The 20733-nt window shown below is 64.6% G+C and carries 17 protein-coding genes and 1 riboswitch; of the genes, 12 read left to right on the top strand and 5 right to left on the bottom strand.

Annotation, left to right across the window (positions count from 1 at the left end; genetic code table 11):
* Positions 1-62: 62 nt before the first annotated feature.
* The gene (locus FJW05_RS02110; RefSeq protein WP_140627397.1) at positions 63-638 is read right to left on the bottom strand and encodes a GNAT family N-acetyltransferase; all 576 of its coding nucleotides are present in this window, start codon (positions 636-638) and stop codon (positions 63-65) included.
* Between the two features lie 65 nt (positions 639-703).
* Between FJW05_RS02110 and FJW05_RS02105 the strand changes: the two genes are divergently transcribed.
* Positions 704-2032: a DNA polymerase IV gene (locus tag FJW05_RS02105; RefSeq protein ID WP_140627395.1), complete on the top strand. Its 1329-nt coding sequence runs from the start codon at positions 704-706 to the stop codon at positions 2030-2032.
* Positions 2033-2036: 4 nt separating this feature from the next.
* On the opposite strand, the gene FJW05_RS02100 is transcribed toward FJW05_RS02105, so the two are convergent.
* The gene (locus FJW05_RS02100) at positions 2037-2540 is read right to left on the bottom strand and encodes a hypothetical protein (protein ID WP_140627393.1); all 504 of its coding nucleotides are present in this window, start codon (positions 2538-2540) and stop codon (positions 2037-2039) included.
* A gap of 178 nt (positions 2541-2718) precedes the next feature.
* On the opposite strand from FJW05_RS02100, the gene FJW05_RS02095 reads away from it, so the two are divergent.
* Positions 2719-3606, top strand: coding sequence for a DMT family transporter (locus FJW05_RS02095; protein ID WP_140627391.1), 888 nt, complete (start codon positions 2719-2721; stop codon positions 3604-3606).
* A 212-nt stretch (positions 3607-3818) separates the two neighbouring features.
* Here the strand turns inward: FJW05_RS02095 and dnaE are convergent, their stop codons facing one another.
* A complete protein-coding gene (gene dnaE / locus FJW05_RS02090; RefSeq protein ID WP_140627389.1) occupies positions 3819-7343 on the bottom strand; it encodes a DNA polymerase III subunit alpha in 3525 nt (1174 codons plus the stop codon).
* Positions 7344-7457: 114 nt separating this feature from the next.
* A complete protein-coding gene (locus tag FJW05_RS02085) occupies positions 7458-9470 on the bottom strand; it encodes an acetyl/propionyl/methylcrotonyl-CoA carboxylase subunit alpha (protein WP_140627387.1) in 2013 nt (670 codons plus the stop codon).
* A 268-nt stretch (positions 9471-9738) separates the two neighbouring features.
* On the opposite strand from FJW05_RS02085, the gene FJW05_RS02080 reads away from it, so the two are divergent.
* From FJW05_RS02080 to FJW05_RS02050, 7 genes are all read left to right on the top strand, one after another.
* The gene (locus FJW05_RS02080) at positions 9739-10866 is read left to right on the top strand and encodes an S-(hydroxymethyl)glutathione dehydrogenase/class III alcohol dehydrogenase (RefSeq protein WP_140627385.1); all 1128 of its coding nucleotides are present in this window, start codon (positions 9739-9741) and stop codon (positions 10864-10866) included.
* A gap of 67 nt (positions 10867-10933) precedes the next feature.
* On the top strand, positions 10934-11503 hold the full coding sequence (gene gfa, locus FJW05_RS02075) for an S-(hydroxymethyl)glutathione synthase (RefSeq protein ID WP_140627383.1): 570 nt from the start codon (positions 10934-10936) through the stop codon (positions 11501-11503).
* A 65-nt stretch (positions 11504-11568) separates the two neighbouring features.
* A complete protein-coding gene (locus tag FJW05_RS02070) occupies positions 11569-12036 on the top strand; it encodes a YaiI/YqxD family protein (RefSeq protein WP_140627381.1) in 468 nt (155 codons plus the stop codon).
* 26 nt (positions 12037-12062) lie between these two features.
* Entirely contained in the window at positions 12063-12734 is a 672-nt protein-coding gene (locus FJW05_RS02065; RefSeq protein ID WP_140627379.1) for a DUF1345 domain-containing protein, read from the top strand.
* Positions 12735-12832: 98 nt separating this feature from the next.
* Positions 12833-13705: a cytochrome b/b6 domain-containing protein gene (locus FJW05_RS02060; RefSeq protein WP_140627377.1), complete on the top strand. Its 873-nt coding sequence runs from the start codon at positions 12833-12835 to the stop codon at positions 13703-13705.
* Position 13706: 1 nt separating this feature from the next.
* Entirely contained in the window at positions 13707-14498 is a 792-nt protein-coding gene (locus FJW05_RS02055; protein ID WP_140627375.1) for a molybdopterin-binding protein, read from the top strand.
* Entirely contained in the window at positions 14495-14929 is a 435-nt protein-coding gene (locus FJW05_RS02050; protein WP_140627373.1) for a GNAT family N-acetyltransferase, read from the top strand. The genes FJW05_RS02055 and FJW05_RS02050 overlap by 4 nt, the downstream gene beginning before the upstream one ends.
* Here FJW05_RS02050 and FJW05_RS02045 read toward each other — a convergent pair.
* Positions 14926-15930 (bottom strand): hypothetical protein, encoded by a 1005-nt coding sequence (locus tag FJW05_RS02045; RefSeq protein ID WP_140627371.1) that lies wholly within the window; start codon positions 15928-15930, stop codon positions 14926-14928. The two genes, FJW05_RS02050 and FJW05_RS02045, sit on opposite strands and share 4 nt — an antisense overlap.
* Positions 15931-16153: 223 nt before the next feature.
* A riboswitch (glycine riboswitch) is annotated at positions 16154-16240 on the top strand.
* Positions 16241-16389: 149 nt separating this feature from the next.
* On the opposite strand from FJW05_RS02045, the gene gcvT reads away from it, so the two are divergent.
* From gcvT to gcvP, 3 genes are read left to right on the top strand one after another with little or no spacing between them, the layout of a single operon-like run.
* Positions 16390-17490 carry a glycine cleavage system aminomethyltransferase GcvT gene (gene gcvT / locus FJW05_RS02040; RefSeq protein WP_140627367.1) on the top strand — a complete coding sequence of 367 codons (1101 nt, stop codon included), beginning with the start codon at positions 16390-16392 and terminating at the stop codon, positions 17488-17490.
* Between the two features lie 7 nt (positions 17491-17497).
* Complete coding sequence (gene gcvH / locus FJW05_RS02035; RefSeq protein ID WP_140627365.1) at positions 17498-17866, top strand: glycine cleavage system protein GcvH; 369 nt, start codon at positions 17498-17500, stop codon at positions 17864-17866.
* A 16-nt stretch (positions 17867-17882) separates the two neighbouring features.
* Positions 17883-20693: an aminomethyl-transferring glycine dehydrogenase gene (gene gcvP, locus FJW05_RS02030; protein ID WP_140627363.1), complete on the top strand. Its 2811-nt coding sequence runs from the start codon at positions 17883-17885 to the stop codon at positions 20691-20693.
* Positions 20694-20733: the final 40 nt, after the last annotated feature.

Below are 20733 nucleotides of genomic sequence, written 5' to 3'. Positions count from 1 at the left end.
CCGCAAGACGCCGACTGTAGGCCAAAAGCTCATCCGGCTAAAGCACCAGACGCATCAGCCGCCTAAAGCACAAGGCGCATCAGCGGCCGGCCGGGCTTGCGCTCCACCAGCCTCTCGAAACCGGCCTTCTCGAACACCCGCGACGAGCCGACGAAAAGCCCGATCGAGCGCGAATCGCGCGACAGGTCGATCGGGCAGGCTTCCAGCAGCCTCGCTCTATTCTCGCGGGCGAAAGCGATGCCGCCCTCGACAAGGCGATGCGTGATGCCCCGGCCCCTTGCCCTGGCGCGGATGAAGAAGCAGGAGATCGCCCAGACGGCCGGGTCGCCGGCATCGGCAGGATCAACCGGCGCCGAGCCCCTGCCCTGATTGTTCCACTCAGGCACGTCGGCGCGAGGGCCGATCTGCATCCAGCCGACGGCCTTGCCGTCATCGAGCGCCAAGAGCCCCGGCGGCGGGCCCGTTTCGATTCGCGCCTTGATGAGATCCTTGTTGCGCTCCTTGTCGCTGGCGCGGCGCTCCGCCGGCGACAACCGGAAATGCGTGCACCAGCAGCCGTAGCAGGCGCCCTGCTTGCCGAACAGGTCCTCGAAATCGGGCCAGCGTTCAGGAGTCAGCGGTGCTATGGTCGTGCTCATGCGTTCTCCCCAGGCCAAGCTTGTTGCCAGCCTTGCGCTGTCGTACCATTGCATTTGTTCTCTTTATGTTCGCAGCGATGGCGGCTCCTGTCAACAATCCCGAACACGGTTTTTGCCGTGACTGCCTGGCTTTCCAGCGCGGCGAGACGCGTCGCTGCGATCGCTGCGGCAGCCCGCGCCTCGTCCGTCACGCCGAGCTCTACCGGCTGCGGATCGCCCACATCGATTGCGACGCCTTCTACGCGGCGGTCGAAAAGCGTGACAACCCGGCGCTGAAGGACAGGCCGGTCATCATCGGCGGCGGCCGGCGCGGCGTCGTTTCCACCGCCTGCTATATCGCCCGCATCCATGGCGTCCGCTCGGCCATGCCGATGTTCAAGGCGCTCGAACTGTGCCCCGAAGCGGTGGTGATCCCGCCCAACATGGAAAAATATGTCGGCGTCGGCCGCCAGGTGCGGGCGTTGATGCAGGCGTTGACGCCGCAGGTCGAGCCGCTGTCGATCGACGAGGCCTTTCTCGACCTCGCCGGTACCGAGCGGCTGCACGGCATGCCGCCGGCGCTGGTGCTGGGGCGCTTCGCGCAGACGGTGGAAAAGGAGCTCGGCATCACCGTTTCGGCCGGCCTCTCCTACTGCAAGTTCCTGGCGAAAATTGCCTCGGACTTTCGCAAGCCGCGCGGCTTTTCCGTGATCGGCGAAGCCGAGGCGCCAAGCTTCCTCGCCGCGCAGCCGGTGACGATGATCTGGGGCGTCGGCAAGGCGCTGGCCGCGACACTGGAGCGCGACGGCATCCGCATGATCGGGCAGCTGCAGCGCATGGAACGCGGCGACCTGATGCGCCGCTATGGCGTGATGGGCGACCGGCTCTACCGCCTGTCGCGCGGCGAGGACGACCGCCCGGTCGATCCGGACGGCGATGCCAAGAGCGTCTCGGCCGAAACCACCTTCGACAACGACATCGCCGCCTTGGCGGAGCTGGTGCCGGTGCTGCGCGGGCTGTCGGAAAAGGTCTCGGCGCGGCTGAAGAAATCCGGCATCGCCGGCCGCACCGTGGTGCTGAAGCTGAAGACGCAGGACTTCAAGACCCGCACCCGTAACCGCCAGCTCGGCGATCCGACGCGCCTGGCCGACCGCATTTTCCAGACCGGGCTCGACCTGTTGCGCCGCGAGGCCGACGGCACAAAATTCCGCCTGCTCGGCATCGGCGTCAGCGACCTCTCCGACGACGAAAAGGCCGATCCGCCGGATCTGGTCGACGTGCAGTCGCGCAAGCGCGCGCTTGCCGAAGGCGCGATGGACACGCTGCGCGACAAGTTCGGCAGGAAAGCCGTCGAGACCGGCTATACATTCGGCAAGGGCCGCGCCGCCAATCCGCCCGAGCCGCTGGAAGATTGAAGCGTCAGGTGCGCTTGAGGTCGATCCGGCTCGTCACCACCATCTTGCCGGTTGCCGGATCCATGTCGGTCACCGTCATGCGCATATTGTCCGGCCCGATCTTTTCTACGGTCAGCTCCGCATTGCGGTCGCCATTGACGACTTTCGCCCAGTGGATGTCGAGGTTGATTGCATCGCCCTTGCGGCTTCCGCTGAGCCCGGCAGGTCCGCTGCGCGAACCTATGTAAGTGCCAGTGTAGCTCGCCCCGTCGACCTTCAGGTCGGCGCGGATTTCCCGCGACATGATCAACAACGCACGACAGGTGCCGTCAAGCGAGAGCGAGTCCGCCGTCGCGTCCGAAGTGAAGTTGCAGTTGATGTTCATCACCGGCGTGTTCGTTCTGATCCTGACCGTCCCCTTACCGGCGAACTTCCCCTGCAGCGATCGCAGGAAAGCCGCCTCGTCGGCATGCGCGGCCGTCGCGCAGAAAAGACAGGCGGCGGCCAGCACAGCGGCGGTCAATTTCATCAAGACGTTTCCCTCTCGCGATCATGCGCCTTCCGACGGAAGGCGTGGACTTAACGGATGCCCAGGCGCCAGGTTCCGCCGCCGCGATGACGGTTTTTTGACGCCCGCTCCGCTGGCCCAGTGGAATGATGCCGCTAACGGTTGCGACCCGGGTCCGGGCTTGCGACATAGGGCCCCAATGGCGCCCGCTCCCTCGATCCCAAAAGCCGCGTTCTGGATGGCTCTGTCAATCGCCTCGATGCTGGCGATGTCGGTTGCCGGCCGCGAGACGACGGCCGAGCTCAACGTCTTCCAGGTGCTGGAGCTGCGCTCGGTGATCGGTTTCTTCATCCTTTTGCCGCTGGTGATGATGAGCGGCGGTTTTGCCGCGATGCGCAGTGAGCGCCCCCTCGCCCATATCGCCCGCAACATGATCCACTATACCGGCCAGGCCGCCTGGCTCTACGCGCTGACGCTCATTCCGCTCGCCGTGCTGATCTCGATCGAGTTCACCACGCCGATCTGGACGGCGATCCTGGCGGTCAGCTTTCTGGGGGAAAGACTGTCCCGGTCGAAGCTCACGGCGATCGTGCTTGGCCTGATCGGCGTGGTCGTCATCGTGCGTCCCAGCGCCGGCTCGATGGATCCGGGCCACCTCGTCGTCCTGGGCGCCGCGGTCTGCTTCGGCATCTCGATGGTGCTGGTCAAGTCGATGACCAAAACCGAAAGCGTGGTGCGCATCATCTTCTGGATGCTGATCATCCAGTCGGCGGTTGGCCTGATCCCGGCTCTCTATAGCTGGCACAACCCTTCGCCAGGGCTCTGGCCGTGGATCTTCGTCATCGCCTTCACCGGCATGTCGTCGCATTTCTGCCTGGCCCGCGCGCTGGTCCATGCCGATGCCACGATCATCTCGCCGATGGACTTCCTGCGCGTGCCGCTGACGGCGCTGGTCGGCTGGCTGCTATATCATGAGCAGATCGACGTCTTCACCGCCGGCGGCGCGGCTCTGATTCTCGCCGGCAATTTGCTCAACCTGCAGAAGAAGACGCCGCGGGTGGCAGAGGCGGAGGCGGCAACGCCTTGAGCTCGGGTGTGTTGACACTCAGGTCAGGCCAAGCCGAAAATGCTGGCTTTCGAGAACCGGCCTACGCCGGCCGTAGCCTTCATAGAGCGGAGACACTTATGAGGGCTTCGGCCGGCGTAGGCCGGAGCGGAGCGGACATTGGGGTTCGTGAGCACCGGAAGCGCAGAAAGCCATCATTTGCAGGCTGGCATCACCTGAATATCAACACACAACTAGACCAACTCCACGTCCACCACGCCCTGCACCGCGCGCATGGCGGAGGCGATCTGCGGCGAGACGCGATAATTACCCAGGCCGATCTCAATCTCGCCCTGCGCCTCTCCCTTGAGAACGATGATGCTGACTTGACTGTCGCCACGCTGTCTGAGCTGCGATTGAATGATCGACGATGGTGCATCGTCCCTGACGAAGATGCGCAGCGCTTTCTGGATTCGGCTGGCTTCATCATCCAGTGATTGCACCGAGTTGATGCGCAGGTTTACGCCCTCAGGCCTGTCTTCGGCCGCAACCATGATCACCACCGAACTGCCGGGCTCCAGCATGTCGCGATACTGCGCCAGGCCTTCGGAAAACAGTACGGCCTCATACTGTCCCGTCGTGTCGGAAAACTGCACGACGCCCATCTTGTTGCCGGTACGGGTCTTGCGCTCCTGCTTGGAGGTAACTGTGCCGGCGAGGCGCCCGGCGGCGGCGCCGCGTTTGACCGCAGCCGAGAATTCCGCCCAGTTCTGCACCCGCATTTTTTGCAGCGCAGCCTTGTACTCGTCGAGCGGATGCGCCGAAAGATAGAAGCCGACGATCTGGAATTCACGGTGCAGTTTGTCGGCGGCAAGCCACGGATCGGTCGCCGGCAGGTTGAGCGCCTGCGACTGGCTCCCAAGCGAAGCGCCGAAAATGTCGGCCTGGCCGGAGATGGCGTTTTGCTGCGCCAGCGAGGCAAGGCCCATCATCCGCTCGACGCCGGCCATCATCTGCGCGCGGTCGTGGCCGAAGCAATCGAGCGCGCCCGCCATGATCAGGCTTTCGAAGACGCGCTTGCCGACGATCTTCGGATCGACCCGCTCGCAGAAATCGGCAAGGTTCTTGAAAGGCTTCTCGCCGCGTTTCTCGACGATGTGCTCGACCGCCGCGTCGCCGACGCCTTTCAGCGCCGCCAGCGAATAGAAGATCTTGTTCCCGCCGACCTCGAATGGACGGAAGCTCGACATCACTGACGGCGCCACCACCTCGATGCCGAGGCGCATGGCGTCCTGGCGGAAATCGGCCAGCTTGTCGGTATTGCTCATGTCGAGCGTCATCGACGCCGCAAGGAACTCGACCGGGTAATGCGCCTTGAGATAGGCGGTCTGGTAGGAAACGACCGCGTAGGCCGCGGCGTGCGACTTGTTGAAGCCGTAATCGGCGAACTTGGCCAGGAGGTCGAAGATGAAATCCGCCTGCGGCTTGCTGACGCCGCGCTCGACCGCGCCGGTGACGAAGCGCTCTCGCTGCTTGTCCATCTCGGCGCGGATCTTCTTGCCCATGGCGCGCCGCAGGAGGTCGGCTTCGCCGAGCGAATAGCCGGAAAGCTCCTGCGCGATCTGCATCACCTGTTCCTGGTAGACGATGACGCCCTGGGTTTCCTTCACCAGATGGTCGATCTTGGGATGGATCGAGGCCATCTCCTCCTCGCCATGCTTTCTGGCGTTGTAGGTCGGGATGTTCTCCATCGGGCCGGGGCGATAGAGCGCCACCAGCGCGATGATGTCCTCGATGCAGTCCGGCCGCATGCCGATCAGCGCCTTGCGCATGCCGGCACTTTCAACCTGGAACACGCCGACCACCTCGCCGCGCGACAGCATCGCGTAGGTGTCGGGATCGTCGAGCGGGATCGTCGCGAGATCGATGTCGACGCCGCGCCGGCGGATCAGCTTCACCGCCGTTTCCAGCACGGTCAGCGTCTTCAGGCCGAGGAAGTCGAACTTCACCAGCCCCGCCTGCTCGACATATTTCATGTTGAACTGGGTGACCGGCATGTCCGAGCGCGGATCGCGGTACATCGGCACCAGCTCGGACAGCGGACGGTCGCCGATGACGATGCCCGCGGCGTGCGTCGAGGCATGGCGGTAGAGGCCTTCGAGCTTCTGCGCCGTGTCGAGCAGCGTCTGCACGATCGGCTCCTTCTCCGCCTCCTCGGCGAAACGCGGCTCGTTGGCGATGGCATCCGCCAGCTTGACCGGGTTGGCCGGGTTCTGCGGCACCATCTTGGAGAGCTTGTCGACCTGGCCGTAAGGCATCTGCAGCACGCGGCCGACGTCGCGCAGCACCGCGCGCGCCTGCAGCGTTCCGAAGGTGATAATCTGCCCGACCTGGTCGCGCCCGTATTTCTGCTGGACGTAGCGGATGACTTCTTCGCGCCGGTCCTGGCAGAAGTCGATGTCGAAGTCCGGCATCGACACCCGGTCCGGATTGAGGAAGCGCTCGAACAGCAGCGAGAAACGCAGCGGGTCGATGTCGGTGATGGTGGTCGAATAGGCGACCAGAGAGCCGGCGCCCGAACCGCGCCCCGGCCCGACGGGAATGCCTTGCGCCTTCGCCCATTTGATGAAGTCGGCAACGATCAGGAAGTAGCCCGGGAACTTCATCTTCTCGATGATGCCGAGCTCGAATTCGAGCCGCTCGCGATATTGCTCGACCGTGTAGCCCGGCGTCGGCCCGTGCGCGGCCAGCCGCGCCTCCAGGCCTTCGCGCGCCTGGCGGGCAAGCTCGGCCGCCTCCGCCTTCTCGGCTGCGTCCTTGTCGGCGGCGTCGGCGCCGGTGAAGCGCGGCAGGATCGGGCTGCGGGTCTTCGGATAGTAGGAGCAGCGCATCGCGATTTCGACCGTGTTGTCGATCGCTTCGGGCAAGTCGGAAAAGAGCCGCGCCATCTCGGCCTGGCCGCGCAGGAAATTGTCAGGCGAAAGCCGCCGGCGGTTGTCGGCGGCGACCACCGAGCCTTCGGCAATCGCAATCAGCGCGTCATGCGCCTCGTAATCCTCGCGTTTGGAGAAGAAGGCCTCGTTGGTGGCGACCAGCGGCAGGTCATGCGTATAGGCAAGGTCGACGGTCGATTTCTCGACCATGCGGTCATAGCCGGCGACCCGCTCCAGCTCGACATAAAGCCTGTCGCCGAACAGGCCCCTGAGGAACAGCAACCGCTGTTCGGCGAGATCGCGCCGGTCCGCTTTGAGCGCACTGCCGATCGGACCGCGCGGCCCACCGGTCAGACAGATCAGCCCGCCGCACCGATCTTCCAGCATAGCGCTGGTCAAATGCACCGGCTCGCCTGGCGGCGTCTCCAGATAGACCTTGCTGATCAGCCGCACGAGATTGCTGTAGCCGTCCTCGCTGGCGGCGATCAGCACGACCGGCGACATCTCCGGCCCGTGGCGGCGGCGATCGCGCTGGCCGTCGCTCGCTTCCCCGGAAAAGGCCAGATCGATCTGGCAGCCGATGATCGGCTGGATGCCGTCCTTGACCGCCTTCTGGGCGAATTCCAGCGCGCCGAACAGATTGTTGGTGTCGGTGACGGCGATCGCCGGCGCCTCGTCCTTGACGGCATGGCCGACGATCGCGCCAAGCTGCAAGGCGCCCTCGAGCAGCGAATAGGCCGAATGCACGCGCAAATGAATGAACCTACGCGCCGGCGTTTCGGGCCGGCTGGCCTTCACTGCGGCTTCGCGCTGCAAAGGATCGCGTGGAAGTCGTTCATCCGCCATTTTTTTCACGCTGTGCCAAGACTCATCGGTGCAGATGTATTGTCCCGGACGGGGCCATGCCAGTCCAGCACAATCGACCGCGACCAGAGGCTTTGCGTCCCGCAACGCCCTTTCTCAGGCAAACTGCATGATCACCGCATCGACCGCCAGGCTGTCGCCGGGCTTCGCGTTGAGTTTTGCTATCGTGAGGTCGCGTTCGGCGCGCAGCACGTTTTCCATCTTCATCGCCTCGACCACGGCCAGCGTCTCGCCGGCCTTGACCTCCTGCCCCTCCGCCACGGCGATCGAGACGACGAGACCAGGCATCGGGCAAAGCAGCATCTTCGAGGTGTCGGGCGGCAGCTTCTCCGGCATCAGCCTTTCGAGCTCCGCGATGCGCGGCAGCATGGCGCGCGCTGTCACCGACATGCCTTTCCAGGCGATGCGCAAGCCATTCAGCGTCGGACGGATCTGCGCCGCGACCTTGTCGGCGCCGGCCGTGCCCTGCCAGATCGCGTCGCCCGGCCGCCAGTCCGAAGCGACGGTCAGCGGCTTGCCGCCATCGATCGACAAATCGACCTCCATCGGGATGGAAATCATGCCGTCGACGATCTCGACCGGAAGATAGTCCGCGCCGATCTTTACAACCCAGTCGCGCTTGAGATGGCCGGAATGCGGCGCCAGCCTGCCGCTGAGGCGGTCGAGCCGGTCGCGGCGCAGCAGCTCGATCGCCGTTGCGACGGCGGCGAACACCGCCCTCTCGTCGCCATCCGGCCCGACCGGCGCAAAACCGTCAGGATATTCCTCGGCGATAAAACCGGTCGACAGCCGGCCCTCGCGCCAGCGCGGGTGCTGCATCAGCGCTGAAAGGAACGGTATGTTGTGCTCGATGCCGTCGACGACGAAGCTGTCCAGCGCCTCCGACATGGCGTCGATAGCCTCGAGCCTTGTCGGCGCCCAGGTGCAGAGCTTGGCCACCATGGGATCGTAGAACATCGAGATTTCCGACCCTTCGGCGACGCCGGTATCGTTGCGGACCACGACATCGCCGAACCTGCCTTCTTCCGGCGGCCGGTATCGCGTCAGCCGGCCGATCGAAGGCAGGAAGTTGCGGAAGGGATCCTCCGCGTAAAGGCGGCTCTCTACCGCCCAGCCGTTGAGCTTCACGTCGCTCTGCTTGATGCCGAGCTTCTCGCCGGCGGCGACGCGGATCATCTGTTCGACCAGGTCGATGCCGGTGACCAGCTCGGTCACCGGGTGCTCGACCTGCAATCGCGTATTCATTTCAAGGAAATAGAAATTCTTGTCCTTGTCGACGATGAACTCGACGGTGCCGGCGCTCTGGTAGTCGACGGCCTTCGCCAGCGCCACCGCCTGCTCGCCCATCGCCTTTCTGGTCTTGGCATCGAGGAACGGCGACGGCGCTTCTTCCACCACTTTCTGGTTGCGGCGCTGGATCGAGCATTCGCGCTCGCCGAGATAGACTGCCGTGCCATGCGCGTCGGCCAGCACCTGGATTTCGATATGGCGGGGATCGACGACGAACTTTTCGATGAAGACGCGGTCGTCGCCGAAGGAGCTTTTCGCTTCCGAACGCGCCCGCTCGAAACCGTCGCGCACCTCCGCTTTGCTCCAGGCGATGCGCATGCCCTTGCCGCCGCCGCCGGCCGAGGCCTTGATCATGACCGGATAGCCGATCTCGCCGGCGATCCTTTCGGCATGGTCGGCGTCTTCGATGACGCCCAGCCATCCAGGCACGGTCGAGACCTTGGCCTCGTTGGCGAACTTCTTCGATTCGATCTTGTCGCCCATGGCCTTGATAGCCTTGGGCTTCGGCCCGATGAAGACGATGCCTTCCTTCTCCAGCGCCTCGCAGAAAGAGGCGCGCTCCGACAGGAAGCCATAGCCCGGATGCACGGCTTCCGCGCCGGTTTGCTTGCTGGCGGCGATGATCTTCTCAGGCAGCAGATAGCTCTGTGCCGCCGGCGAAGGTCCGATGTGCACCGCTTCGTCGGCCATCTCGACATGCACGGCATCGCGATCGGCATCCGAATAGACCGCGACGGTGGCAATCCCCATCTTGCGCGCGGTCTTGATCACGCGGCAGGCGATCTCGCCGCGATTGGCGATCAGGATTTTCTTGAACATTCGGATGTCGTCCTCCGGCGAAGCGGTCCAGTTCTATGGACAATCCCGCCATGTCTCAAGTGGCCGGCCGGTGCGCATCCGACTTGCTCGAATTGCGACTGCCGCGCCGAAAAACGTCGCAAGGGAAGTTGGCCGCCACCAAGGAAAGCGATAAGGTGGTCGATGGGCTCGGAGAAACAAACGGCGGGCAGAGATTTCGTCCCGCCAGGCGGGAACGGCGGCCTGCCGTAACCTGAAACTTACTGATTGCCTTGGGAGGAAACGCCTGATGAAAACGCGTGCCGCAGTCGCCGTCGCCGCCGGAAAGCCGTTGGAGATCATGGAGGTCGACCTCGAGGGGCCGCGCGAAGGCGAAGTGCTGGTCGAGGTCAAGGCGACCGGCATCTGCCATACCGACGAGTTCACCCTGTCGGGCGCCGATCCGGAAGGGCTGTTTCCGGCCATCCTCGGCCATGAGGGCGCCGGCGTGGTCGTCGATGTCGGCAAGGGCGTGACCTCGGTCAAGAAGGGCGACCATGTCATCCCGCTCTACACGCCCGAATGCCGGCAGTGCCCGTCGTGTCTGTCGCGGAAGACAAACCTGTGCACCGCCATCCGCGCCACGCAGGGACAGGGCCTGATGCCCGACGGCACCTCGCGCTTCTCGATGGGCAAGGACAAGCTGTTTCATTACATGGGCTGCTCGACCTTCTCCAACTTCACCGTGCTGCCCGAGATCGCGGTGGCCAAGGTCAATCCCGACGCCCCCTTCGACAAGATCTGCTACATCGGCTGCGGGGTCACCACCGGCATCGGCGCGGTCATCAACACCGCCAAGGTCGAGCAAGGCGCAACCGCCGTGGTCTTCGGCCTCGGCGGCATTGGCTTGAATGTCATCCAGGGCCTTCGCCTGGCCGGCGCCGACATGATCATCGGCGTCGATGTCAACAACGACAAGAAGGCCTGGGGCGAGAAGTTCGGCATGACGCATTTCGTCAATCCGAAGGAGATCGACGGCGATATCGTGCCTTACCTCGTCAACCTGACCAAGCGCGGCGCCGACCAGATCGGCGGCGCCGACTACACTTTCGACTGCACCGGCAACACCAAGGTGATGCGCCAGGCGCTGGAGGCCTCGCATCGCGGCTGGGGCAAGTCGGTCATCATCGGCGTCGCCGGCGCCGGCCAGGAGATTGCGACGAGGCCCTTCCAGCTGGTCACCGGCCGCACCTGGATGGGCACCGCCTTCGGCGGCGCGCGCGGCCGCACCGATGTGCCGAGGATCGTGGATTGGTACATGGAGAAAAAGATCCAGATCGACCCGATGATCACGCATACGTTGAAGCTCGAGGACATCAACAAGGGCTTCGACCTCATGCATGAGGGCAAGTCGATCCGCAGCGTCGTGGTTTACTGAGGAAAAACAAGTCGCCGACCTATGGCCGGTGACTGAAGTTGCACAGGTTCAACAAGGGAGGAACTCAATGCCTGAAAAACTGCATCCGAAGATCGACAACGGCTTGCCGAGGGAGAGCGCGAGCTTTGCTGGCGGGACGCTGGTATGCGCCTGCACCAGCAATCCGGTGAAGGTGAAGGTCAAGGGCCAGATCGCCCACAACCATGCCTGCGGCTGCACCAAATGCTGGAAGCCGGACGGCGCTATCTTCTCGGTCGTGGCCGTTGCCGGCACCGGCGATGTCACCGTCACCGAGAACGGTGACAAGCTGAAGGTGGTCGACCCCGCGGCGCTGATCCAGCGCCATGCCTGCACCGGCTGCGGCGTCCACATGCACGGCCCGGTCGAGCGCGACCATCCCTTCAAGGGCCTGTCCTTCATCCATCCCGAGCGCTTCGAGGAGGATGGCTGGTCGCCGCCGGGATTCGCCGCGTTCGTCTCCTCGATCATCGAATCCGGCGTCGACCCGAGCCGCATGGCCGGCATCCGAGGCCAGCTGAAGTCGATTGGGCTTGAGCCCTATGACTGCCTCAATCCCGGCCTGATGGACTATATGGCCACCTGGACCGCCAAGAAGTCCGGAGCCTTGGCGGCCTGACAATTGCGAAATTTCATGCGAAGGGGCCGGCCTGTGTCGGCCCTTTCGTACATTTGGAGATAAGGTTGCCTGCCCCCATCATTTACGTCGACGCGGATGCCTGTCCGGTCAAGGCCGAGGTCGAGAAGGTCGCGGAGCGTCATGGCGTCGTCGTCACCTATGTCTCCAATGGCGGCCTGCGGCCGTCGCGCGATCCGATGATCCGCAACGTCGTCGTCTCCAAGGGCGCGGATGCGGCCGACGACTGGATCGCCGAGAACGCGAGGGCCAACGATGTCGTGATCACGGCCGACATTCCGCTTGCCGCGCGCACGGTGGCGCTAGGCGCGCATGTGCTCGGCCCCACCGGCCGCCCCTTCACCCCGGAAACCATCGGCATGGCGGTGGCGATGCGCGATCTCAAGCAGCATCTGCGCGAGACCGGCGAGAGCCGGGGCTTCAATGCCTCCTTCACACCGAAGGACCGGTCGCAGTTTCTCGGCGAGCTCGACCGCATCTTGCGGCGCGCGCTCAAATCCGTCACACCGGACTGATCCAAGTTCTTCAAGGGCCTCGGGCCATGGGTGACGATCTCAAGACGCCGATGCATCGGCACATGCAGTTCGCCCTCGCCGCGGCCATCGGCATCGTGGCCCTGCTGCTTGCCTTGTTGCTGCGCTGGCCGCTCCCCTACTCGATCGGCGCCAATGTGTTCTTTGCAAGCTATATCGCCCTTGTGCTGACCCTGATGCCGGGCCTTACCGGCCGCTATCTCAGCAAGAATGCGCGCGCGACCGACCTGCCCGTGCTGCTGATCTTTGCCATCACGCTCTTTGTCGTCGGCGCGGCCATCGTCTCGCTGTTCCTGCTGATCAACCGCAAGGATGCCGCGCATCCCCTGCAGCTCGCCTTCGCCATGCTGTCGATCCCGCTCGGCTGGTTCACAATCCACGCCATGGCGTCGCTGCACTACGCGCACGTCTATTGGAAGGATGGCGACGGGATCGACGAGAAAACCCACAAGAAGATGCCGGTCGGCGGCCTCGATTTTCCGGGCGGCAAAAGGCCGGAAGGCTGGGATTTCCTCTATTTCGCGACGGTCATTGGCATGACGGCGCAGACGGCGGACACGGCCGTCACCACCTCGCAAATGCGGCTGGTCGTGCTTGTTCATTCGATCCTGACCTTTTTCTTCAACACGGTGATCGTCGCGGCGGCAGTCAATCTCGCGGTCAGCCTCGGCTCTCCGTAATAAATCCGTGATCGCATGAAACATTGCCTTGTGCGGCGACGTATTGAGGGGGAGACAATGACCTGAGAAGCCGCTTGCTTGAGGCGGCCGGAGGCAAGATGGACACTGTTGCCAATAATCATTCCGCCGCCGAGGCGGACGGCAAGGACACGACCCTCATCTATCGGCAGTCGCGCTGGACGCGGTTGACCCACTGGATCTGGGCTTTCTCGCTCTTCTTCATGCTGCTTTCCGGCCTGCAGATCTTCAACGCGCGGCCGCAGCTCTATGTCGGCAAGCAGTCCGGCTTCGAGTTCAACAACACGATCCTCCAGATCGGCGCCGAAAACACCGCCAACGGACCGCGCGGCTTCACTGAAATCTTCGGCCATCGCTTCGACACCACCGGCGTGCTCGGCTGGTCGGGTCCCCCGGGACAAGAGACGCCTCGCGCCTTCCCTTCCTGGGCGACGATCCCGTCCTATTACGACCTCGGCACCGCCCGCGTCGTGCATTTCTTCTTTGCCTGGATCCTGACCACGACCCTGCTCATCTGGCTGATCGCCAGCCTGGTCAACGGCCATATCCATCGCGATCTTGCCCCTCGCGTGTCGGACCTGCGCAAGCTGCCGCGCGATATTGTCGATCATGCGAAGCTGAAATTCCACCACGCGCGCGAATACAACACGCTGCAGAAAATGGCCTATGGCGGCGTGCTCTTCGTGCTTTTGCCGCTGATGATCGTCACAGGCCTCGCAATGTCGCCGAGCATGAATTCGGTGCTGCCCTGGCTCAACGAAATCCTCGGCGGCAGGCAGACGGCGCGCACCATCCACTTCACAGTCATGGTGCTGCTCGTGCTATTCTTCATCGTCCACATCCTGATGATCCTCGCCGCCGGCCCGATCAACGAGCTGCGCTCGATCATCACCGGCTGGTATCGCACCGACCCGCCTGCGAAGCACGACCAGCCGACCGAGAGGAGCGCCTGACATGGCAAAATTTGAGATCAGCCGCCGCAAATTGCTCACCTCCGCCAGCCTCGGCCTGTCCGGCATCGCGCTGTCCGGCTGCGATGTGTTCGACAGCGGCCTCGGCATCGGCGGCGGACTGCGCAGCTTCCTCGAAAACGCCAATGGCCTGACCTGGCGCGCGCAGCGCCTGCTTGCCGGCCGGGACGCGCTGGCGCCGGAATTCACCGAGGCCGACATCCGCCAGCCGCAGCGGCCGAACGGCGTCACGGCGCCCGATGACGACACCTACAAGGGTCTGCTCGCCAACAATTTCGCGGACTGGCGGCTGGAAGTTACCGGCCTCGTGGAGAAGCCGCTGTCGTTGAGCCGCGAGCAGCTTCAGAACATGCCGAGCCGCACGCAGATCACCCGTCATGACTGCGTCGAAGGCTGGAGCTGCATCGCCAAATGGACCGGCACGCCGCTGTCGCTGGTGCTCAACCAGGCAGTGGTCAAGCCGCAGGCCCGCTATGTCATGTTCCACTGCCTCGACACGATCGAGCAAAGCCTGTCCGGCGACATCAAATATTACGGCACCATCGACCTGATCGACGCCCGCCACCCGCAGACGATTCTGGCCTACGGCCTGAACGGCAATCCCCTGCCGGTCGAGAACGGCGCGCCGTTGCGCGTGCGGGTCGAGCGCCAGCTCGGCTACAAGATGCCGAAATACATTCACAAGATCGAGCTGGTCGACAGTTTTGCCAATGTCGGCGGCGGCCGCGGCGGCTACTGGGAGGACAATGGCTACGACTGGTATGGCGGGATTTGACGGTCCTTCGCCTGCAGGCCGAGCATGGTCTAGCGGCCGCCGAGCTTGGTGCCATCGAGGAGCGTCTCGACAACGACAACCGGCGGCTGACCGGTCGTGGCGACGACCGCGCCATCGTCTTTGCGCTGCGGGATGAGCAAGGCCGCGCCGTCGGGGCGGCCGCCGGCTATTCCTGGGCCGGCATTGCCGAGCTCACGCTGATGTGGGTCGACGAAGCCTATCGAGGCCTTGGCCACGGCAGGAAGCTACTCGATGCCTTCGTCGCGGAAGCTGCCGCGCGCGGCTCGCTGCGGATATGGGTTTCGACCCATGACTTCCAGGCGCCGGGCTTATATGAAAAAGCCGGTTTCGAGCGCATGGCCGAATTCGCCGGGTGGCCCGAAGGCCATTCCAACATCATTCTTTGCAAGACGATTGCAGGAAACGCCTAAGCCACTTTCTCGAGCAGCGGTTTCAGCGCCGGATGGATTTCCGGCGCCGCGTGCTTGATCAGCGTCAGCAGCGCGCGCTCATTGTCGCGCAGCGGCCGCTGGCCGCCGCCGACACGCTCGGCAAGCCATTCGGCCTCGCCGGCGTCGATCGTCTCGGCGCGGCGGGCAAGCGCTTCGGCGGCCCGGTTCCTGGCTTCCCATTCGGCCTCGATATCGCCGGGCGAATGATACGCTTCGAGGATCGCCGCGAAACCACCCGAGACCATCCGGCTGAAGAAGCCGCCAAGCGTCGGCGCCGCCTCGTCGAGGAGGTTCTCGTGGCGCAGCGCCACTTCCCGCGTCGGCGGCTCGTAGCCGGTCGAGCACATGACGTAGTTGGCGATCGCCTTGACGAAGAGGTCGCTCCAGGACGGATCGTTGTCGGCTGCCGCGGTCCGGTCGTTGATCCTGAACAGGACCTCCGCCTCGGCCTTGCTGATGGCGATGTTGCCGTCGCCGCCATAGGCATAGAGGATGCGCCGCAGCAGATCGACCTCAGCCTTCGCGATATGGCCGGGAACCAGGCTGCCGCCATGCATCAGCGGACCCTTGCCGTCGATTACCGCATGCGCGACCTGTTCCAGCGCATAGGCCGAGAGCTCGCTGGGCGAGGACTTCGCTTCCTCCAGCACATGCACCAGCAATTCAAGCTCGGTGCGGCCGTCGACTATGCCGTCGCGCGAGACGGTGCGGACGAGCCAGTCGGCATTCTGCTCGGAGATATAGCCTTCCGGCTTTTCCTGGTGGACGATGTAGTCGGTCACCGCCTCGACGAAGAACGGCGCCCATTCGCCGCACTTGTCGCGCGCCGTCTGGTCGAGCGCGAACAGCGCCTCCGCCTCGCCGCGACTTACCAGGCCGTCGGCGAAGACCTCGCGCCGCAGCATCGTCACGTCCTCGGCCGTGATCTTGTTCTTCGAGGTCAGCCCCGCGACCGGAGCGCTCATGATCAATTCGCCCATTGCCGTCCCTGTCCGTCGCCACGTTGCCGGCGAGCTGCGTGCACTACCCCGCCGAGCTTTATCAGCATTGTCTTGAGAAACCGGCAAACGGCGTGGTTAGCGAAGCCTTGTCGGCCAATTCATGTCGCTGAAAAGCAGGGCGCGCTTAAAATGTCGCTGGGAGGTGACAAGGTGTCGCCGACGGGCTATGGATGACATGTCGAGGACTCAGGCGACTGAGTCCTACCTGTTTGCGGGAGAGAGCAGCGCAAGCTGTCGCCGAAGGGGAAATCGCCCGAAATCTCTCAGGCAAAAGAACCGTGGACGGGAAAGACAACTCTGGAAAGTCGGGATTCGTCCCGCGCCGAAGGTGTAAGCGCTGCCGACAGAGTTACGGGGCGCGAGTCTCTCAGGCTTCAGACAGAGGGGCACGGACTGGACCGCGAACGGCGGTCGATTGCGTGCGACTCTGGAGAAGACATGACAGGCGACGACACCAGACATCTCCCCCTTGAAGATTTGCACCAGGCCGCGGGCGCGCGTTTCGGCGCTTTCGCCGGCTGGTCGATGCCGCTCACCTACTCGCCGGGCGTGATGAAGGAGCATCTTCACACACGCGAGCATGCCGGCCTGTTCGACATCTCGCATATGAAGCTGTTCGAGGTCGCCGGTCCGGGCAGCGCCGCATTGCTGAACCGCGCCTGCCCGCTCGATGCCGACGCGCTGGAAATCTCGCAGTCCAAATACGCCTTCTTCCTCAACGAGGCTGCCGGCATCATCGACGACCTCATCGTGACGCGCCTGGGCGATGACCGGTTCATGGTGGTGGCCAACGCCGGCAACGCGGCGGAGGACGAGAAGCATCTGCGCGCGCTTGCCGCCGGTTTCGATGCCAGGGTCGATCCGCTCGACCGCGTCTTCCTGGCGATCCAGGGACCGGACGCCTGGGCGGCTTTGGCGCGGGCCGGCATCGAGACCGGCTCGCTGCTCTTCATGCATGGGGTCGAGCCCCGGCAAAACTGGTTCATGAGCCGCTCCGGCTACACCGGGGAGGACGGATTCGAGATCGGCCTGCCGGAGAAGGACGCGCGGGATCTGGTCGCCAAGCTGCTGGGAGACGAGCGCGTGCAATGGATCGGGCTTGCCGCCCGCGACAGCCTGCGGCTCGAGGCCGGGCTTTGCCTGCACGGCCAGGACCTGACGCCCGAGATAGACCCGGCAAGCGCGGGATTGATGTGGGCAATTCCCAAGGAAGTTCGCGCTTCCGGCCATTTCATCGGCGCCGACGCGCTGCGCTCGATCATCGAGCGCGGGCCGTCGCAGAAGCGCGTCGGCCTGAAGCCCGACGGACGCCAGCCGGTGCGCGCGGGCGCCGCGTTGATCGATGCCGGCGGCCATCCGGCCGGTCATGTCGCTTCGGGCGGCTTCGGCCCCTCGGCGGGCCACCCGGTCGCTATGGGCTATGTCAACACCGCGCTTGCCAAGGCCGGCACGAAACTCTTCGCCGATGTCCGCGGAACGAAAATTCCGGTGGACGTCACGCCCCTGCCCTTCACCCCACACCGCTACCGCAAAGGATGATTTCCAGATGGCAAAGACCTATTTCACGGAAGACCATGAGTGGCTGCGCGTCGACGGCGGCGTCGCCACGGTCGGCATCACCGACTATGCGCAGGAACAGCTCGGCGATCTCGTTTTCGTCGAGCTGCCGGAAATCGGCCGCAAGCTCGCCAAGGGCGACACCGCCGTCGTGGTCGAATCCGTCAAGGCGGCCTCGGACGTCTACGCGCCGGTCGACGGCGAGATCACCGAAGCCAACGCCTCCCTGTCGTCCGACCCCTCGCTGGTCAATTCGGCCGCGACCGGCGACGGCTGGCTCTGGAAGATGAAGCTGGCCAACGAAAGCCAGCTCGACAGCCTCATGGATGAAGCCGCCTACAAAGCCCATATCGGCTGATATCAGGATCCTGGAAATGACCGCAGCACCTATTCCCTTCTCGGCCCGCCATATTGGCCCAGGCGTCAACGACGTCAGGGCAATGCTCGCCGTCATCGGCGTTCCATCCGTCGAGACGTTGATCAGCCAAGCCGTGCCGAGATCGATCCGCCTCGACCTGCCGCTCAACCTGCCCGCTCCGGCGAGCGAAGCCGAAGCGCTGGCCGAATTGTCGGCGATCATGGCGAAGAACACGGTGCTGAAGAGCTTCATCGGCGCCGGCTATCACGGCGTCTTCGTGCCGCCGGTCATCCAGCGCAACCTGTTCGAGAACCCGGCCTGGTACACGGCCTACACCCCATACCAGGCCGAGATCAGCCAGGGCCGGCTGGAGATGCTGTTCAACTTCCAGACCCTGGTCGCCGAGCTCACCGGCCTGCCGGTGGCGTCGGCCTCGCTGCTCGATGAAGCCACCGCCGTTGCCGAAGCCGTCGGCATTGCGCTGCGCCACCACCGCGACAAGCGCACCAAAGTGGCGCTTGCCGGCACGGCGCATCCGCAGACGCTGGACGTCGTGCGCACCCGCGCCGAGCCGCTCGACATCGAGGTCGACGGCGAGACGATCGACGACAACACCGCCGCACTGCTCGTCTCCTGGCCGGACACGCTCGGCGTCTATGGCGACCACAAGGCGGCGATCGAGAAGGCCCGCGCCGCCGGCGCGCTGGTCGTCTTCATCGCCGATCCGCTGGCGCTGACGCTGACGGATGCGCCGGCGAAGCTCGGCGCCGACATCGCCGTCGGTCCGATGCAGCGCTTCGGCGTGCCGATGGGCTTCGGCGGCCCGCATGCCGCCTATTGCGCCGTCTCCGACAAGCTGACCCGCCTGATGCCCGGCCGCCTTGTCGGCCAGTCGACCGATACCAAGGGCCGCCCGGGCTACAGGTTGGCGCTGCAGACGCGCGAGCAGCATATCCGCCGCGACAAGGCCACCTCCAACATCTGCACCGCGCAGGCGCTGCTGGCCAATATGGCGACGGCCTATGCGATCTGGCACGGCCCCGCCGGCCTGCAGGCGATTGCCGGGCAGATCCACGCGTTGGCCGGCCGCCTCGCCTCGGGCCTTGAGGCAACCGGCGTTTCGGTGCTCGGCGCGAGGCGCTTCGATACGGTCACGGCCGAGGTGAAGGGCAAGGCCGCTTCGATCGCGCAAGCCGCCGAGAAGACCGGCCGGCTGTTGCGCGTCATCGATGCCGACCATGTCAGCATCGCCTTCGACGAGACCTCCACGGAAGCCGATCTCGAGGCGATCGCGGCCCTGTTTGGCGCCAAGCCCGGCGCGGCTGGAGGCAGCTCCATGCCGGGCAAGCCGCGCGGCAAGGAATTCCTCACCCAGCCGGTCTTCCACGACAATCATTCCGAAACCGAGATGATGCGCTTCCTGCGCAGGCTGGCCGACAAGGACCTGGCGCTCGACCGCACCATGATCCCGCTCGGCTCCTGCACCATGAAGCTCAACGCCGCCGCCGAGATGATGCCGGTGAGCTGGCCGAGCGTCGCCAATCTGCACCCCTTCGCGCCGGCCGGCCATTCGGCGGGCTATCGCAAGATGGCCGCCGACCTGGAGGCATGGCTGTCGGAAATCACCGGCTTCGACGCCGTCAGCCTGCAGCCCAATGCCGGCAGCCAAGGCGAATATGCCGGCCTGCTCGCCATCCGCGCCTATCACCGCGCGCGCGGCGAAGGCCACCGCACGATCTGCCTGATCCCCTCTTCCGCGCATGGCACCAATCCGGCGAGCGCCGCGATGGCCGGCATGAGCGTCGTCGTCGTGCGTTGCCTGGATGACGGCAATATCGACATGGACGATCTGCGCGCCAAGGCCAACGAGCATTCCAAGAACCTTGCAGCGCTGATGTTCACCTATCCTTCGACGCATGGCGTCTACGAGGAAGGCGCGCGTCATCTGTGTGCGCTGATCCACGAGCATGGCGGCCAGGTCTATTTCGACGGCGCCAACCTCAACGCCCTGGTCGGCCTCGCCCGTCCCGGCGACATCGGCGCCGACGTCTGCCACATGAACCTGCACAAGACCTTCTGCATCCCGCATGGCGGCGGCGGCCCGGGCGTCGGTCCGATCGGCGTCAGGGCGCATCTGAAACCCTATTTGCCGGGCCATGTCACCGAAGGCTCGGCGCATGCCGTGGCGGCGGCGCCCTTCGGCAGCGCTTCGATCCTGCCGATCACCTGGATGTATATCCGCATGATGGGCGGCACCGGCCTAAAACAGGCGACGGAGACGGCGATCGTCTCGGCCAACTATGTGGCGACGCGGCTCGCGCCGCACTACCCGCTGCTCTACAAAGGCAGAAGCGACCGCATCGCCCATGAATGCATCCTCGACACACGCGTGCTCAAGGAGAATGCCGGCATCAGCGTCGACGACATCGCCAAGCGCCTGATCGACTACGGCTTCCATGCGCCGACCATGTCGTTCCCGGTTGCCGGCACGCTGATGGTCGAGCCGACCGAGTCCGAGCCCAAGCGTGAGCTCGACCGGTTTTGCGAGGCGATGATCGCCATCGCCGCCGAGGCGGCGAAAGTGGCGAAGGGCGAGTGGCCGTCCAACGACAACCCGCTGGTCAACGCCCCGCATACCGCGGCGGAAGCGCTTGCCGGCGAGTGGAAGCATCCCTATTCGCGGCTGGAGGCGGCCTATCCGGCGGGCGACGCCGATCTGGCGGCGAAATACTGGCCGCCGGTCTCGCGCATCGACAACGTCGCAGGCGACCGCAACCTGGTCTGCTCCTGCCCGCCGCTGTCGGAATATCTCGGCGCCGCCGAGTAACCGCTAGAGCGGTTCACCGTTGCACGGAAACGGCAAACCG

It is taken from the genome of Mesorhizobium sp. B2-9-1, assembly GCF_006439455.1.
Lineage (GTDB): Bacteria > Pseudomonadota > Alphaproteobacteria > Rhizobiales > Rhizobiaceae > Mesorhizobium.
The sequence above is the reverse complement of the archived record's forward strand: the minus strand, read 5'-3'. Positions and strand labels throughout refer to the sequence as shown.

Coding starts and splice junctions, on each gene's coding strand:
- FJW05_RS02110 (WP_140627397.1), bottom strand. CDS start 638: ATGAGCACGACCATAGCACCGCTGACTCCTGAACGCTGGCCCGATTTC.
- FJW05_RS02105 (WP_140627395.1), top strand. CDS start 704: ATGTTCGCAGCGATGGCGGCTCCTGTCAACAATCCCGAACACGGTTTT.
- FJW05_RS02100 (WP_140627393.1), bottom strand. CDS start 2,540: ATGAAATTGACCGCCGCTGTGCTGGCCGCCGCCTGTCTTTTCTGCGCG.
- FJW05_RS02095 (WP_140627391.1), top strand. CDS start 2,719: ATGGCGCCCGCTCCCTCGATCCCAAAAGCCGCGTTCTGGATGGCTCTG.
- dnaE (WP_140627389.1), bottom strand. CDS start 7,343: ATGGCGGATGAACGACTTCCACGCGATCCTTTGCAGCGCGAAGCCGCA.
- FJW05_RS02085 (WP_140627387.1), bottom strand. CDS start 9,470: ATGTTCAAGAAAATCCTGATCGCCAATCGCGGCGAGATCGCCTGCCGC.
- FJW05_RS02080 (WP_140627385.1), top strand. CDS start 9,739: ATGAAAACGCGTGCCGCAGTCGCCGTCGCCGCCGGAAAGCCGTTGGAG.
- gfa (WP_140627383.1), top strand. CDS start 10,934: ATGCCTGAAAAACTGCATCCGAAGATCGACAACGGCTTGCCGAGGGAG.
- FJW05_RS02065 (WP_140627379.1), top strand. CDS start 12,063: ATGGGTGACGATCTCAAGACGCCGATGCATCGGCACATGCAGTTCGCC.
- FJW05_RS02060 (WP_140627377.1), top strand. CDS start 12,833: ATGGACACTGTTGCCAATAATCATTCCGCCGCCGAGGCGGACGGCAAG.
- FJW05_RS02055 (WP_140627375.1), top strand. CDS start 13,707: ATGGCAAAATTTGAGATCAGCCGCCGCAAATTGCTCACCTCCGCCAGC.
- FJW05_RS02045 (WP_140627371.1), bottom strand. CDS start 15,930: ATGGGCGAATTGATCATGAGCGCTCCGGTCGCGGGGCTGACCTCGAAG.
- gcvT (WP_140627367.1), top strand. CDS start 16,390: ATGACAGGCGACGACACCAGACATCTCCCCCTTGAAGATTTGCACCAG.
- gcvH (WP_140627365.1), top strand. CDS start 17,498: ATGGCAAAGACCTATTTCACGGAAGACCATGAGTGGCTGCGCGTCGAC.
- gcvP (WP_140627363.1), top strand. CDS start 17,883: ATGACCGCAGCACCTATTCCCTTCTCGGCCCGCCATATTGGCCCAGGC.